Source organism: Sphingomonas sp. GW821-FHT12D09 (assembly GCF_058807215.1).
In genome coordinates, this window is sequence record NZ_JBXAQL010000002.1 from 544,902 (window position 1) to 561,008 (window position 16,107).

General features: G+C 68.0%; 9 protein-coding genes. 6 read left to right on the forward strand and 3 right to left on the reverse strand.

The window, feature by feature from the left end; all coding sequences use genetic code 11:
* Positions 1-43 precede the first annotated feature (43 nt).
* Positions 44-406: a VOC family protein gene (locus AC1RPL_RS12650; RefSeq protein ID WP_493069648.1), complete on the forward strand. Its 363-nt coding sequence runs from the start codon at positions 44-46 to the stop codon at positions 404-406.
* 111 nt (positions 407-517) lie between these two features.
* Here the strand turns inward: AC1RPL_RS12650 and AC1RPL_RS12655 are convergent, their stop codons facing one another.
* On the reverse strand, positions 518-1,204 hold the full coding sequence (locus AC1RPL_RS12655) for an HAD hydrolase-like protein (protein WP_493069649.1): 687 nt from the start codon (positions 1,202-1,204) through the stop codon (positions 518-520).
* A gap of 76 nt (positions 1,205-1,280) precedes the next feature.
* On the opposite strand from AC1RPL_RS12655, the gene glmU reads away from it, so the two are divergent.
* The 3 genes from glmU to glmS are packed head-to-tail and all read left to right on the forward strand — an operon-like array spanning position 1,281 to position 4,897.
* Entirely contained in the window at positions 1,281-2,636 is a 1,356-nt protein-coding gene (gene glmU, locus AC1RPL_RS12660) for a bifunctional UDP-N-acetylglucosamine diphosphorylase/glucosamine-1-phosphate N-acetyltransferase GlmU (RefSeq protein WP_493069650.1), read from the forward strand.
* 8 nt (positions 2,637-2,644) lie between these two features.
* Entirely contained in the window at positions 2,645-3,043 is a 399-nt protein-coding gene (locus tag AC1RPL_RS12665) for a hypothetical protein (RefSeq protein ID WP_493069651.1), read from the forward strand.
* Between the two features lie 30 nt (positions 3,044-3,073).
* Entirely contained in the window at positions 3,074-4,897 is a 1,824-nt protein-coding gene (glmS, locus tag AC1RPL_RS12670) for a glutamine--fructose-6-phosphate transaminase (isomerizing) (RefSeq protein ID WP_493069652.1), read from the forward strand.
* 7 nt (positions 4,898-4,904) lie between these two features.
* Here the strand turns inward: glmS and AC1RPL_RS12675 are convergent, their stop codons facing one another.
* Complete coding sequence (locus AC1RPL_RS12675) at positions 4,905-5,432, reverse strand: GNAT family N-acetyltransferase (RefSeq protein WP_493069653.1); 528 nt, start codon at positions 5,430-5,432, stop codon at positions 4,905-4,907.
* 123 nt (positions 5,433-5,555) lie between these two features.
* Here AC1RPL_RS12675 and AC1RPL_RS12680 point away from each other — a divergent pair, with 123 nt between their 5' ends.
* On the forward strand, positions 5,556-5,858 hold the full coding sequence (locus AC1RPL_RS12680; protein ID WP_493069654.1) for a DUF6916 family protein: 303 nt from the start codon (positions 5,556-5,558) through the stop codon (positions 5,856-5,858).
* A gap of 74 nt (positions 5,859-5,932) precedes the next feature.
* Here AC1RPL_RS12680 and AC1RPL_RS12685 read toward each other — a convergent pair whose 3' ends face one another.
* Positions 5,933-6,511: a phage tail protein gene (locus AC1RPL_RS12685; protein WP_493069655.1), complete on the reverse strand. Its 579-nt coding sequence runs from the start codon at positions 6,509-6,511 to the stop codon at positions 5,933-5,935.
* Between the two features lie 458 nt (positions 6,512-6,969).
* On the opposite strand from AC1RPL_RS12685, the gene AC1RPL_RS12690 reads away from it, so the two are divergent.
* Complete coding sequence (locus AC1RPL_RS12690; RefSeq protein ID WP_493069656.1) at positions 6,970-15,888, forward strand: IPT/TIG domain-containing protein; 8,919 nt, start codon at positions 6,970-6,972, stop codon at positions 15,886-15,888.
* Positions 15,889-16,107: the final 219 nt, after the last annotated feature.

Genomic DNA, 16,107 nt, shown 5'->3' on the forward strand with positions numbered 1-16,107 from the left:
AGATGCGTGGCTATCGTGGCGGGTGTTCAGCAGGGGTAGTTCGATGTTCCGCAAGGTCGCCTTCACCATGTATCCGGTCATCGACCTCGCCCGGGCCCGTAATTTCTACGAGCACATTCTGGGCCTGCCCCCCAGCCGTGCGCCGGAGGGCATTCCCTGGATCGAGTTCGATCTCCCCGGCGGCGGCTGCCTCGGGCTCACCACGGTCACCGGCAACAAGCCTTCCGCCGATTCCGGCGGCACGATTGCCTTCGAAGTCGAGGATCTCGACGCGCTCTGCGCCGATCTCGAAGCGAAGGGCGTCACCTTCAAGACCGACATGATCCATTCGCCCGTCTGCCGGATGCGCGTGATCCTCGACAGCGAAGGCAATGCCGTACTGCTCCACCAGCTGAAGAACCCTTGATTCGTCATCCCCCCTTTTCTCGTCATCCCCGCGAAGGCGGGGATCCAGAGCCAAGAAGGACCGACCGGGCAGAGTAATCCTGGATCCCCGCCTTCGCGGGGATGACGGCGGTTAAGCGGGAGAGGAAACCCCCAGCCGCTCCAGCGCCGGCACCAGCTCGGCAAAGCTGTCGATCACCGCATCCGCCCCCAGCTCCTCGATCGGCTGCGACAGGAACCCGAAGCTGACTGCCACGCTCGGCACTCCGGCATTCCCCGCCGCCAGCGTGTCATAGATCGAATCGCCCACGAACGCCGCGCGCCCGCCGCCGCAGCGCCGGATCATCTCCTGGATCGGCAGGGCGGAGGGCTTGGCATTGCCCTTGCCCATCGTATCGCCGCCGATGATCGCTGCGAACCGCGCGCTCAGCCCCAGTTCCTCGATCAGCTTAACCGCCAGATCCTCGCGCTTGTTGGTGGCGATTCCCAGCGTCACGCCTTTGGCCGCCAGCACGTCCAGCGCTTCGATCATGCCGGGGAAGGGGCGTGAATGGTCGGTGAGATGGTCGCGATACCAGTCGAGGAGCGTCGGGTGGAGCCATTCCATCAGTGCGTCGTCATAGCCGCCCGATGCCGCCAGCGCCTGCTCCAGCATGTGCTTGGCGCCGCGCCCGACCATCGTCGCCACTGCCGCCCTGTCGAGCAGCGGCCGCCCGGCCAGGCCGAGTGCATAGTTGGTCGCGCCCAGCAGGTCCGCACTGGTGTCGATCAGCGTGCCATCCAGGTCGAAACCGACGATATCGAAGGGGAAATCAGCCATCGCGGTGCTGCCTGCCAGCGGAGCTATGGAATTGGCAAGCGTATCATGGCAGGGGACTGGGCCTAACGGAGGACCGATGACCGCACCGATCGCAGCAATCATCCTCGCGGCCGGCAAGGGCACGCGGATGAAGTCCGACACCCACAAGGTGCTCCATCCCATTGCCGGACGGCCGATGCTGCTCCATTTGATCGACAGCGTGAAGGCACTGGGCGCCGAGCGTGAAGTCGTGGTGGTCGGCGCGGGGCGCGAGCAGGTCGAGGCCGCGGTCCATCCGCTCGGCGTCGAGACCGCGGAGCAGGCCGAGCAGCTCGGTACCGGCCATGCCGTGCGCATGGCGGAGCAGGTGCTCGCTGACTTTACCGGCGACGTGCTGATCCTCTATGGCGACGTGCCCCTGGTCACGCCCGAGACGATGCGCCGCATGCTCGACGCGCTGCACGGTGCGGGCGGCCCCAGCGTGGTGGTGCTCGGCTTCCGCCCCGCGGATCCCGGCGCCTATGGCCGGGTGATCGTCGGCGCCGATGGCCGGCTGGAAAAGATCGTCGAATACAAGGACGCGAGCCCGGAAGAGCGCGCGGTAACCCTTTGCAATTCGGGCCTGATGGCGGTGCGTTCGTCCGACCTGTTCCGCCTGCTCGCCCAGCTCAAGAGCGACAATGCCGCCGGCGAATTCTACCTCACCGACCTGGTCGAGCTCGCCGCCCGGGAGGGCCGCTTCTCGGTCGGCGTCGAGACCGACGCGATCGAAGTGGCCGGCGTCAACAGCCGCGCCGAGCTCGCCGGGCTCGAAAAGGCATGGCAGCAGCGCCGCCGGGCCCGCGCCATGGCAGAAGGCGCCACGCTGATTGCGCCGAAGACGGTGTGGTTCGCCTATGACACCCGGATCGGCCGTGACGTGACGATCGAGCCCGATGTCGTGTTCGGCCCTGGCGTGACGGTCGCCGACCGCGTCACCATCCGCGCCTTTTGCCATATCGAGGGTGCCGAGATTCTGTCGGGCGCCGAGATCGGTCCCTATGCGCGGCTGCGCCCCGGCGCGCGGATCGAGCAGGGCGCCAGGATCGGCAATTTCGTCGAGATCAAGAAGGCCGAGATCGGCCCCGGCGCCAAGGTAAACCACCTCAGCTATATCGGCGACGCCACGGTGGGGGCGGGGGCCAATATCGGCGCGGGCACGATCACCTGCAATTATGACGGATTTTTAAAGTACCGGACGGTGATCGGTAACGGCGCTTTTGTAGGGAGTAACAGCGCCCTGGTCGCACCCGTCACCATCGGCGACGGCGCGATCGTGGGCGCCGGTTCGGTGGTCACCCGCGATGTCGAGGCCAATGCGCTGGGGATCACCCGGGCCGCGCAGCAGGTGAAGCCGGGCTGGGCGCGGGCATTCCGCGAGAAGATGAAGGCGATCAAGGAAGGGAAGAAGTGATGGGTGCCATGACCATGATTTCCGCTTTTGCCTTGGCTTTCGCCACGCCGGCGCTCGCGCAGACGGCGGTGCCGATGAACCCCGTCCAGACGATCGAGGCGGTCGCAGCCTCGAAGACGGGCGAAGTCGAAGGCGTGTTCGAGTTCGTTATCGCCTCAGGCGGCGCGAGCGGGTTCAACGCCTATCTCAACTCGGCGGCCAATTATCGTGACCCCGGCAACCTCACCATCGAGCTGCACTCGGCCGCGATCAACGCGCTGAAGGCGAAATTCGGCGGCTATCCCGAGGATGTGCTCAAGGGCAAGCGGGTGCGCGTGAAGGGCATTGCCCGCCGCGTGCCCATCGGCTCGCATTTCCAGACGCGTATTGCGGTCGATTCCATCGACCAGATCGAAATCCTCGGCTGATCGCCGGGCTCAAGCAGGAACACCCAAAGCATGTGCGGAATCGTCGGGATCGTCGGCAAGGAAGACGTCGCGGAGCGGCTGTACGACGGACTCAAGCGCCTAGAATATCGCGGTTATGATTCGGCCGGCATCGCCACCGATGTCGATGGCCGGATCGAGCGCCGCCGCGCCTCGGGCAAGCTGGTCAATCTCGGCAAGGAGCTGGCGGCCAATCCGCTGCCCGGCACCACCGGCATCGCCCATACCCGCTGGGCGACGCATGGCGGCCCGACCACCAACAATGCACATCCGCACGCCACCGGCGAAGTCGCGCTGGTCCACAACGGCATCATCGAGAACTTCAAGGCGCTGCGCGACGAGCTGATCGCCCGCGGCCGCAAGTTCGAGAGCGAGACCGACACCGAAGTCGTCGCGCATCTGGTCAGCGAGAAGGTCGAGGCTGGCATGGCTCCGGCCGACGCCGTCGCCGAAGTTCTCCCGCGCCTCCACGGCGCCTTCGCGCTAGCCATCCTGTTCCGCCAGCATCCGGACCTGCTCGTCGGCGCCCGCCTCGGCTCGCCGCTGGTCGTCGGCTATGGCGAGGGCGAGACCTATCTCGGCTCGGACGCGCTGGCGCTGGCGCCGCTCACCCAGCGCATCGCCTATCTCGAGGAAGGCGACTGGGTCGTCATCACCAAGGACGGCGCGGAGATCTTCGACAAGGACAACAATCCCGTCCAGCGTCCGATCACCATCTCGGGCGTCACCGGCGAGCTCGTCTCCAAGGGCAATCACCGGCATTACATGCTCAAGGAGATCTACGAGCAGCCGATCGTCGTCGCCCAGACGCTGCGTTCCTACCTCCAGCGCATGGAAGAGCAGGTCACGCTGCCGATCCCGGACTTCGATCTTTCGACGATCAAGCGCGTCACCATCGTCGCCTGCGGCACCAGCTTCTATGCCGGCATGGTCGCCAAATACTGGTTCGAGCAATTCGCGCGCGTCGCCGTCGATCTCGATGTTGCCAGCGAGTTCCGTTACCGCGCGCCGGTGATGGAAGAGGGCGGGCTGATGATCGTGATCAGCCAGTCCGGCGAGACGGCGGATACGCTCGCCGCCCTCCGCCACGCCCGCGCCGAGGGGCAGACGATCGCCGCGGTGGTCAATGTGCCGACCAGCTCGATGGCGCGCGAAGCGGACCTGCTGCTCCCCACCCATGCCGGCCCCGAGATCGGCGTCGCCTCGACCAAGGCGTTCACTTGCCAGCTCGCGGTGCTCGCCGCGCTCGCCGCCAATCTCGCCAAGGCGAAGGGCAAGCTTTCCGAGGCCGAGGAGAAGGCGCTGGTCAAGCATCTCGCCGAGGCGCCTGCCGCATTGAACGCCGCGCTCGCCTATGACGAGGCGATCCAGGCGATGTCGGGCGTGGTCGCTGCGGCGCGCGACGTGCTTTATCTGGGCCGCGGGACGGATTATCCGCTGGCGCTCGAAGGCGCGCTCAAGCTCAAGGAAATCAGCTACATCCATGCCGAAGGCTATGCGGCGGGCGAGATGAAGCATGGCCCCATCGCGTTGATCGACGATGCCGTGCCGGTGATCGTGATCGCCCCCTCGGGTCCGCTGTTCGAGAAGACCGTGTCGAACATGCAGGAAGTGCAGGCGCGCGGCGGCAAGGTGATCCTGATCTCGGACTATGACGGGATCGAAGCGGCGGGCGAGGGCTGCGTGGCGACGATCACCATGCCCAAGGTCCACCCGCTGATCGCGCCGCTCGTCTATGCGGTTCCGGTGCAGCTGCTCGCCTATCATGTCGCGGTGGCCAAGGGCACCGATGTCGATCAGCCGCGCAATCTCGCCAAGTCGGTGACGGTCGAATAAGCGCGCGTCAGGGCGTCCAGATCATCGGGACCTGGATGCCGTCGCCTTCCTCCATCTCGGTGAAGCCCAGACGCCGGTAGAGCGCTTGGGCGCGCGGATTGGCCATCGCGACGTGCAGCACGATCCCGCCGGCACCCGCCGCGCGGGCCAGGTCCTGCAGCCAACCGACAAGCGCGGTGCCCGTGCCGCCGCCCTGCGCGTCGGGCGCCAGCGCGATATCGACGAGCTGCCACAGCCGTGCATCCCGGTCGACATAGAACCGGCCGATCGCCGTGCCATCGCGCTCGATCACCCAGTAATCCGCCCGCGGCCTGGTCTGCATCAGATAGCGGTGCTGCAGGTCGAATTGCTGGTCGAGAAAGGCGCGCTTCTGCGCGTCCGGCCAAGGCATGAAGGCCAGCTCGGCCGCGCGGGAAGCTGCGTGGATCTCGGCGAGGAAGGGCAGGTCGTCTACAGTCGCGGCGCGCAGCGTCAGTCCATGCGGCGCGGCCGGCGGCGCCGGGTGAGTGGGGAAGGGGAGCAAGGTGTCGGTCATGCAACCTCGAATTCAAACCGCAATGGTGGGAAGCGCCGGCGAGGCGCTTCCCTTCGATCCTGCAACCGGGCAGATAGCTTCACAAGCCGGGCGCGCACGCACCGGTTGTTGGGGGAAGAGACCATGGTCACGTTGCGCCTGCTTACGCCGGAAGATTTCGAGCCCTGGGTCGGCAAGCAGGTACGGGTGAACACCGAGCCGATGCCGGTCGAGGTCGTGCTGGAGCGCGTCGAGCGCAGGCCGCGCCTGCCCGATCCGATCGACCATCGCGAGCCGTTCTCGCTGTTCTTCAGCTCGGCGACCGAAATCTATCTGGCGGATGCGAATTACGAGTTCGATTGCGGCCGCGGCGGCCCGTTCGTGATCTCGATCGTCCAGCTGCAGCCTGCGGAGGGCCGACGCCACTACCAGGCCGCCTTCGCCTGAACCTGCGGAATGCCGAACGAAATCGGCCGCGCTGCCCCTGGGGCAGCGCGGCCGATCTGCTTCTGGCGGTCGCCTCAGTTGCGCGAGGGGTAGATGCCCTGCACGACGATGATCGCGTTCATGCCCAGATAGGGCTGCATGAGCGAGAAGGGCAGGTTGTTGCCCATCGGGCCCGTCGTGCCGCTCACCGAGCAGCCACCCAGTGGAACGGTGGTGCCGCCCGTCGTGCCCGCCGGAACGTACATCGTCACACCGACAGTCGATGAGTCCGTGGCAACCGTGCCAAGGAACGCGCCGGCGCGCGGGTTGGCGACCTGGGAGTCCTGGCTGATGCCCGACATGCCGTTCATCATCATCGAATTGGGCAGCAGCGGATGCACGTGCGCGGGCAATTCGTTGGTGGTCAGGGTGATGGTCGGCGAGCCTGCAATGTCGCCGAGGTTGGTCGGCGGCAGGCCAGGGCCCTGGCCGGTGCCGACGAGAACGCGGCCCTGCGAATCGGGCAACCGGAAGGTCGTCTGGCCATCGCCGCCGAAAGTGGTGCCGAGCAGCGAGAAAAGCGCGCTGTTCTGGCTGATCGCGATGATCTGGCCGCGACAAAACATGTAGTTCTTCGGCGCGAAATTGAAGCCGCAGAACAAGATTTGACCCATGTAGAGATCCATGAGAACCCTCCCCAGAAAACATCCGAAATGGATGTATTGATGACCGAAGTTCAGAACGCGTTGCGAATCAGGACCGAACAAATCGAGCGAATCAAGAGTCCGGCTATGGGAACGCCCGCCCGACGAACATTTTCGGACTGCCGGTTGGATAGAACCGGTTACCCGGCGATGGCAATATCATAACGGCCCCGTTGCGGTGATTGTCTTGGAAAAGCGCAGTTATTATTGCCGGAATGAGACAGCCGCGCGTGTCGCAATTCTCATGGCACCTTGCCGATAGCGACAAACTGCCAGATAAACGCGCCGGGGCGTGGGGATTCGCCCGAGGGGATATGGGCGTGGGCATCTTCGGATCAATCACTCGTCATAGGGGCGAGCGTGCGGAAAACTCGGGCTGGATCGAGACTTCGATTCACAATTTGCGAGAGACTGCGCGGCGACTCGGCATGCGTCGCAACGTGCTTGGAGGAATCGGATTCCTCGCCGTTGCGCTCGCACCTGTCGCGGCCCAGGCGTCCACCGGCTGTACGGCGCTCAACAGCGGCGTCGCGAACTATACGGCCAATTACACCTATTCCGGCGGTCAGACCTCGCTGGCATCGTCCACCGCCAAGCGGTGGAATGCGAGCGGCTTCGCCCTCTCCGAGATTCGCTCCAGCGGCTTCGTTGATCCGAACTATGATTCGGGCACGCAGCCCTATGCTCCCAATGCTTCGACCTTCTACTCGTTCAGCAGTGGAGATCAGGTCACCGTCAGCTATACCGTGACCAATCATGTGGCGTTCGGCGCGGGACAGATCCGCACGCGCGTTCGCATCGGCACCAGCAACAGCGCCGCAGCATTCCAGACTGCCGGCAACCTTACCGCCAACGGTACCGTCACGTCCGCCACGTACACCCTCACTGGCACCGAAACCGCGTTCGGCGCGGCGCTCGACGTGCCCGATGCCGGTGGCCGGAGCCTGGACGTCGCCGTTTCCTTCGCCTGTGTCGCCCCTGAGCCGTCGCTCGGCATCAGCGTGGCGCACACCGGCACGCCGGCACAGGGCAGCAGCTTCCAGCTCACCCCGACGCTGAGCAACAACGGCACCGCACCGACCGTGAGCACCGTCACGCTCACCTCGACGCTGCCGACCGGCTTCACCTATGGCGGCTATACCGGCGCCAACTGGGACTGCTCCGCCTCGAGCGGCACGACCCTCAGCTGCGCTTTCACGGGCACGCTCGGCGCAGGCGCGTCGAACAATGCGCTCAGCATCACGACCAACGTCGCGAGCAATACTGCCGCATCGCGAACCGTGACGATCCAGGCGAGCGGCGGCGGCGCGCCGAATACGCCAAGTGGCGCTGAAGTGATCAGCGTCGCGCAGGTCCCGACGATCTCCTCGATCGCGCCGACCGCTGGCCCGACCGGGGGCGCCAATTCGGTCGTCATCACCGGCACCAACCTGACGGGCGCGACGGCGGTGGCCTTCGGCGCGACCGCGGCTACCAGCTTCACGGTCAATAGCGCGACCCAGATCACGGCGACGGCACCCGCCGGCACCGGCACGGTCGATGTGCGGGCTACTACCTCCGCCGGCACCACCGCGATCAGCGCGGCCGACCAGTACACCTATGTCGCGGCGCCGACGGTCACGTCGATCAGCCCGACGTCCGGCCCGACGGGCGGCGGCACGACGGTGACGATCACCGGCAGCGGCTTCGCGGCGGCGCCTGGCACGGGTGCGGTCAAGTTCGGCGCGACCAACGCGACCTATACGATCAACAGCAACACCCAGATCACCGCGACTTCGCCTGCGGGCACCGGCACGGTCGATGTCACCGTCACCACGCCGGGCGGCACCAGCGCGACCAGCGCGGCGGACCAGTTCACCTATATCCCGGCGCCGACCGTAACCTCGATCTCGCCGACTGCCGGCCCGACGACGGGCGGCACCACGGTAACGATCACCGGCACCAACTTCACCGGCGTGACGGCGGTCACCTTCGGCGCGACCCCGGCTTCGGGTTTCACGTTCAACAGCGCGACCTCGATCACGGCGACCTCGCCCGCGGGTAGCGCGGGCACGGTGGACATCCGCGTCACCACCGGCGGCGGCACCAGTGCCACTTCGGCGGCGGACCAGTTCACCTTCGTCACCGCGCCGACGGTGACGTCGATCTCGCCGACTGCCGGCCCGACCGGCGGCGGTACCACCGTGACGATCACCGGCACGGGCTTCGCGGCAGCGCCGGGGACGGGTGCGGTCAAGTTCGGCGCGGCCAACGCGACCTACACGATCAACAGCAACACCCAGATCACCGCGACCTCGCCTGCCAACAGCCCGGGCACCTATGATGTCACCGTCACCACGGTCGGCGGCACCAGCGCGACGAGCGCGGCCGACCAGTACACCTATGTTGCGGCGCCGGTGATCACCTCGGTCAGCCCGACATCGGGCCCGGCGACGGGCGGTACGACGGTGACGATCACCGGCACCGGCTTCTCCGGCGCGACCGCCGTCACCTTCGGGGCGACTTCGGCGACGGGCATCACAGTCAATAGCGCGACGTCGATCACCGCGACCTCGCCCGCCGGCACCGGCACGGTTGACGTGCGCGTCACCACGGTCGGCGGCACCAGCGCGACCAGCGCGGCGGACCAGTTCACCTATATCCCGGCGCCGACGGTCACCTCGATATCGCCGACCGCCGGCCCGACGGGCGGCGGCACCACCGTGACGATCACGGGCACCAACTTCACCGGCGTGACGGCGGTCACCTTCGGCGGAACTCCGGCTTCGGGCTTCACCTTCAACAGCGCGACCTCGATCACGGCGACTTCGCCTGCCGGCACCGGCACGGTGGACATCCGTGTCACCACCGGCGGCGGCACCAGCGCCACTTCGGCGGCGGACCAATTCACCTTTGTCGCCGCGCCGACGGTCACCTCGGTCGCGCCGACGGCCGGCCCGACGAGCGGCGGCACCACGGTGACGATCACCGGCACCAACTTCTCGGGCGCGACCGCCGTTACCTTCGGTGCGACCTCGGCGACCGGCATCACGGTCAACAGCGCGACCTCGATCACCGCGACCGCACCGGCTGGCACCGGCACGGTCAACGTCCGCGTCACCACCGTCGGCGGCACCAGTGCGACCGCGGCGGCCAACCAGTACACCTATGTCGCGGCACCAGTCGTCACCTCGATCTCGCCGACTGCCGGCCCGGCCACGGGCGGCACGACGGTGACGATCACCGGCACCAACTTCTCGGGCGCGACGGCGGTCACCTTCGGCGCGACGCCGGCGACGGGCTTCACGGTCAACAGCGCCACGCAGATCACCGCGACTTCGCCTGCGGGCACCGGAACGGTGGACATCCGCATCACCACGGTCGGCGGCACCAGCGCGACCAGCGCGGCGGATCAGTTCACCTTCGTCGGGGCGCCCACCGTCACGGCGCTCTCGCCCGGCGGCGGCACGACTGCCGGCGGCACTTCCGTGACGCTCACCGGCACCAACTTCTCGGGCGCGACGGCGGTCACCTTCGGCGCGGCTCCGGCCACGGGCTTCACGGTCAATAGCGCCACGCAGATCACCGCGACTTCGCCTGCCGGCACCGGCACGGTGAACGTCCGCGTCACCACCGTTGGCGGTACCAGCGCGACGGCGGCGGCGAACCAGTACACCTATATCGCACCGCTGGCGCTCTCGCCCGCATCCGGCGCGCTGCCGGGCGCCACGGGGGCCACTGCCTATTCGCAGACCTTCACCGCGAGTGGCGGCACCGCGCCCTACACCTATGGCCTCACCGGCACGCCGCCGACGGGCCTCACCCTGACCGGCAACACGCTCTCCGGCACGCCGACGGCGGCGGGCACCTTCAACTTCTCGATCACCGCGACGGACAGCTCCGCCGCCCTGGCCGGCAGCGCCTTTACCGTGACCGAGAACTATTCGATCACGGTCACCGCCGCGACACAGACGATCACCTTCAACGCCCTGTCCAACGCCTCGCTCTCGGCCTCGCCGCTGACGCTGTCGGCAAGCGCCTCGTCGGGGCTGACGGTCACCTTTACCTCGCTGACAACCGGTGTGTGCACGGTCTCGGGCACCTCGCTGACCCTGCTCACCACCGGCACCTGCACAATCGATGCGGACCAGGCCGGCAACGGCACCTATTCCGCCGCGGCGACGGTGCAGCGCAGCTTCACCGTGACTCCGGCCAACCTGGTGGTCACCGCCAACCCGGCCACCGGCACTGCGGTCGGCGCCAGCTACAACCAGACCAATCCGGCTTCGGGCGGCATCTCGCCCTACACCTATGCGCTCGCAACGGGCGCGCTCCCGGCAGGTACGACCCTGGGTGCCTCGACGGGCACGGTCTCGGGCTCGCCGACCACCGCGGGCGGGTTCAGCTATTCGATCCAGGCGACCGACAGCCAGGGCACGCCGGTCACCAGCACGGGCAGCACCGTCTCGGGCACCATCGCCAAGGGCAATCAGACGATCAGCTTCACCTCGACCGCGCCGACCGGCGTGGGCGTGGGCGGGCCAGCCTATACGGTGAGCGCCACGGCCTCCTCGGGCCTGACGGTGGCGATCACTCTCGACGGCGGCAGCTCGGGCTGCGCGCTCTCGGGCAGCACGGTGACCTTCACCAGCACCGGCACCTGCATCATCAACGCCAACCAGGCGGGCGACAGCAACTGGAACGCGGCGGCCCAGGCGCAGCAGAGCTTCACCGTCAATGCGGCCGGAGCGATCACCAGCTCGGTCAGCTTCTCGACCGCCTCGCTCGGCGTCGGCCAGGCCGGGACGGCGACGATCACCCTGACCAACCCCAACGCATCGGCCTCGCCGAACATCGCCCCGCTGCTGAACGGCTCGGCGCTGGTAAGCCGCGGCGCGCTGGGCGGCAGCTGTGGCGCCAGCGGATCGGATAGCGGCGCGAACTTCCAGTTCAACGGCTTCAGCATCCCCGCGGGCAGCTGCACCGTCACGATCAGCTTCACCGGCACCACCCCGGGCTCGGTCTCCGCCCTCACGCTCGGCGCGTTCACGCCGGCCGGCTACCCGACGACGGTGGCCGCCAGCAGCAGCTTCGCCATCGTCCCGACGGTGACCGGCGTCTCGCCGAACACCGGCCCGGTCAGCCAGGTGGTCACGGTCAGCGGCACCGGCTTCAGCACGACTCCGGGCAACAACACGGTGACCTTCGGATCGGCGGGTGCGGGCACGGTGACGGGCGCGAGCGCGACGTCGCTCACGGTTACCGCGCCGGCCACCGGCACGGGCGCGCAGAACGTCACGGTCACGGTCAACAGCCAGACCAGCACGACGTCTGCCACCTTCACCTTCATCGCTCCGCCAATCGCGGCGAACAAGCCGGGCGTGGCGGTGCCCTATGACAGCACCGGCACGGCGATCGACCTGTCGACCTCGATCACGGGCGGCCCGCACTCCAGTATCGCAATCGGCACGGCGCCGGCGCACGGCACCACCAGCATCGCGGGCGACGTGGTGACCTACACCCCGGCAACCGGCTATTATGGCGCGGACAGCTTCACCTATACCGCGACGGGCGCCGGCGGCACTTCGAACGTCGCGACGGTGAGCATCACGGTGGCGACCCCGGCGGCGCCGACCGCAGCCGGCACCAGCGCCGCGATCCCGTACAACAGCGCGGGCACTGCGGTCGATCTCGCATCCTCGATCACCGGCGTGCATTCGAGCATCGCGATCGGCACGGCGCCGGCGCATGGCACGACCAGCATTGCCGGTGACGTGGTGACCTACACCCCCGCCACCAACTATTACGGTGCGGACAGCTTCACCTACACCGCGACCGGCCCTGGCGGCACCTCGGCCCCGGCCATGGTGAGCCTGACGGTCGCACCGCCGGCGGCACCGGTCGTCGCCAACAAGAGCGGCGTGGCGGTGCCTTATGCGAGCGCCGGCACTGCGATCGACCTGTCGGCTTCGATCACCGGCGTGCATTCGAGCATCGCGATCGGCACGGCGCCGGCGCACGGCTCGACCAGCATCGCAGGGGACGTGGTCACCTACACCCCGGCCGACACCTATTACGGCGCGGACAGCTTCACCTACACCGCGACCGGCCCCGGCGGCACTTCGGCCCCGGCAACGGTGAGCCTGACGGTGGCGACCCCGCCGGCTCCGACCACGGCGGACAAGCCCGGCGTGGCGGTGCCCTATGCGAGCACCGGCACGGCGATCGACCTGTCGACTTCGGTTACCGGCGTGCATTCGAGCCTGACGATCGGCACCGCGCCGGCACATGGCACGGTGACGATCGCGGGTGACGTGGTCACCTACACCCCCGCGGCGACCTATTATGGCGCGGACAGCTTCACCTTCACCGCGACAGGCCCGGGCGGCACGTCCAACGTCTCGACGGTCAGCCTGACGGTGGCGACGCCGGCAGCGCCGGTCGCGGCGGACAAGCCCGGCGTGGCGGTGCCTTATGCGAGCACCGGCACGGCGATCGACCTGTCGAGCTCGATCACCGGCGTTCACAGCAGCATCGCGATCGGCACGAACCCGGCGCACGGCACGGTGAGCATCGCGGGTGACGTGGTCACCTACACCCCGGCCGCGACCTATTATGGCGCGGACAGCTTCACCTTCACGGCAACCGGCCCTGGCGGCACGTCGAACGTGGCGACGGTGAGCCTGACGGTGGCGACGCCGGCGGCACCGGTGGCGGCCAACAAGAGCGGCGTGGCAGTGCCCTATGGCGGCACCGCGACGGCGATCGACCTGGCGCCTTCGATCACCGGCGTCCATTCGAGCATCGCGATCGGCACCGCGCCGGCGCATGGCACGGTGACGATCTCCGGTGACGTGGTCACCTACACGGCGGCCGCCACCTATTATGGCGCGGACAGCTTCACCTATACCGCGACTGGCCCGGGCGGCACCTCGGCTCCCGCGACCGTCTCGCTGACGGTGGCGGTCCCGCCGGCGCCGGTGACTGCCGACAAGAGCGGCGTCGCGGTGCCTTATGGCAGCGCGGGAACGCCGATCGATCTTTCGGGTTCGATCACGGGCGTCCATTCGAGCATCGCGATCGGCACGGCGCCGACGCACGGCACCGTGACGATCGCGGGCGACGTGGTGACCTACACCCCGGCCGCGGCCTATTACGGCGCGGACAGCTTCACCTTCACCGCAACCGGTGCAGGCGGCACGTCGAACGTCTCGACGGTGAGCCTGACGGTGGCGACGCCGGCGGCACCGACCGCAGCCAACAAGAGCGGGATCTCCGTCGCCTATAACAGCGCGGGCACGGCCATCGACCTGGCGCCCTCGATCACCGGTGTGCACTCCACGCTGACGGTCAGCACCGCTCCGACGCATGGCACCACCACGGTCAGCGGCGATGTCGTCACCTACAAGCCGACCACCGGCTATTATGGTGCGGACAGCTTCGCCTACACCGTCACCGGTCCGGGCGGCACGTCCGCGCCGGCGACGGTGAGCCTCAGCGTGGCAATGCCGCCGCCGCCGGTCGCGGCGCCGGGCAACAGCTCGGTAGCAGGCAGCACCACCACGGCCGGCACCAGCGTCGATATCGACCTCTCGGCATTGGTCACCGGCGCTTATGACACGATCCAGATCGCCACGCCGCCGGCGCATGGCACCGTCACGCTGAGTGGCGGCACGCCGGCCGGTCCGGGCGGGAAGGGCGACGCGGCTCCGGCCACGCCGATCATCGCGCACTACACGCCGGCACCCAATTATTCCGGCACCGACAGCTTCACTTACGTGGCGGTCGGCCCGGGCGGCACGTCGGCGCCGGGCACCGTGACGATCAACGTCATCGGCCAGGTGCCGGTCCCGGTCGCCAAGGTGGCGACCACCGGCGACGGGCAGATGGTCTCGGTGATGCTCACCGACGGCGCCATCCGCGGTCCGTTCACCGGCGCGACCGTGGTCAGCGTCTCGCCGGCCAATTCGGCCACCACGGCGATCGTCGCGACGGGCAGTGGCGCCTATCGCCTCGACGTGACCCCGAACAACCGCTTCGGCGGCACGATCGTGGTCACCTACACGCTGAGCAACGCCTATGGCGCCTCGCTGCCCTCCACCGTCACGCTCACGGTTCAGGCACGCCCCGATCCGCGTAACGATCCGAATGTCGGCGCGATCAGCGATGCCCAGGCCGAAACGGCACGCCGCTTCGCCCGGGCCCAGGTGTCGAACTTCATGCGGCGCGCCGAGCAGCTCCATAATGGCGGCGGCCAGGCCGGCCTGGCGATGGGCATGACGCTCACTTCGCGCGACGTCGCGCAAATGGAGCGGCCCACCGACCAGAACTGGGGTCTCGCGATCACCGAGCGGATGCGCGTTTCGGGTGAGGATCCCGCTATCGGCCGGTTCGCCAACAACCCGCAGTCGCCGCTCTCGCGTCCCGGCCAGCTCGGCTATGGCCGCAGCGTCGCCCCGACGGGTGGTGCGGCTTCGAGCGCCGGTGCAGCCAAGGCCGCCGTGGATACGAACGAGGACGGCACCCGCCGGACGGGTTCGGTGGCAAGCTGGGCGGGCGGTGCGATCGACATCGGCACGCGCGACAAGACCACCGACCGCTCTAAGGTGACGGCGACCACCGCGGGCCTCAGCGCCGGTGCCGACGTCAAGCTTGGCGATGGGATCGTCGTCGGCCTGGGCGGCGGCTATGGCAATGACCTCAGCCGGATCGGCACGGCGGCGCAGGTGCGCGGCACCAGCACGCTCTATGCCGCCTATGCCAGCATCCAGCCGGCTCAGGGTGCCTTCATCGATGGCGTGATCGGCCGAGGCCAGCTCGACTTCACCACCCGGCGCATCGCCGCAGCGGTGAATGCGACGGCGCGCGGCAGCCGAGACGGCAGCTATACGATCGCGGCGATCTCGCTCGGCATCGATCGCAGCGGTGGCGGGGGGATCCAATGGTCGCTCTATGGCCGCGGCGAATATATGAACGCCGATCTCGATGCCTACACCGAGAGTGGGGCCGGCCGGTACAATCTGCGCTTCGACGCGCGGGAAGTCCGCTCGGTGACCGGCACGATCGGCGCCCGCTTCCAGTATCGCCAGAAGGTGGACTTCGGTTCGATCACCCCGCGCATCCGCGCCGAGTGGAACCATGAGTTCGCCGATGTCGATCAGCAGTGGCTCGATTATGCCGACATCCCGGGTGCGGCGGCCTATGCGCTGACCGGCAATGGCTGGAAGCGCGAGCAGCTCCAGCTCAGCCTGGGCACGCGCTTCGACATCCTGAGCAGCGGCTGGTCGTTCGACTTCGAGACCGGCCTGCGCACTGGTCAGGGCGAGAAGGCCGGCACGCTCCAGCTGCGGGTTTCGAAGCAGTTCTAAGGACAGGGGGCTCGGTCCGGCTCGTTGCCGGATCGAGCCTCGCCCCGAACCACCGCGCATCCCGAACGCTTGCAATGTAGGATTTGGCCTGCTCCATACTGGTGGATGCAGGCTGGCCTTCCTTCCACCATCGATCGCGCCCGTCACGGGCACCTGCGCGGGAAGGGGAAACGGGGTCCCCGTAGCGTATGTTTCGTAAACTTCCGCGCGCCGCGCCGG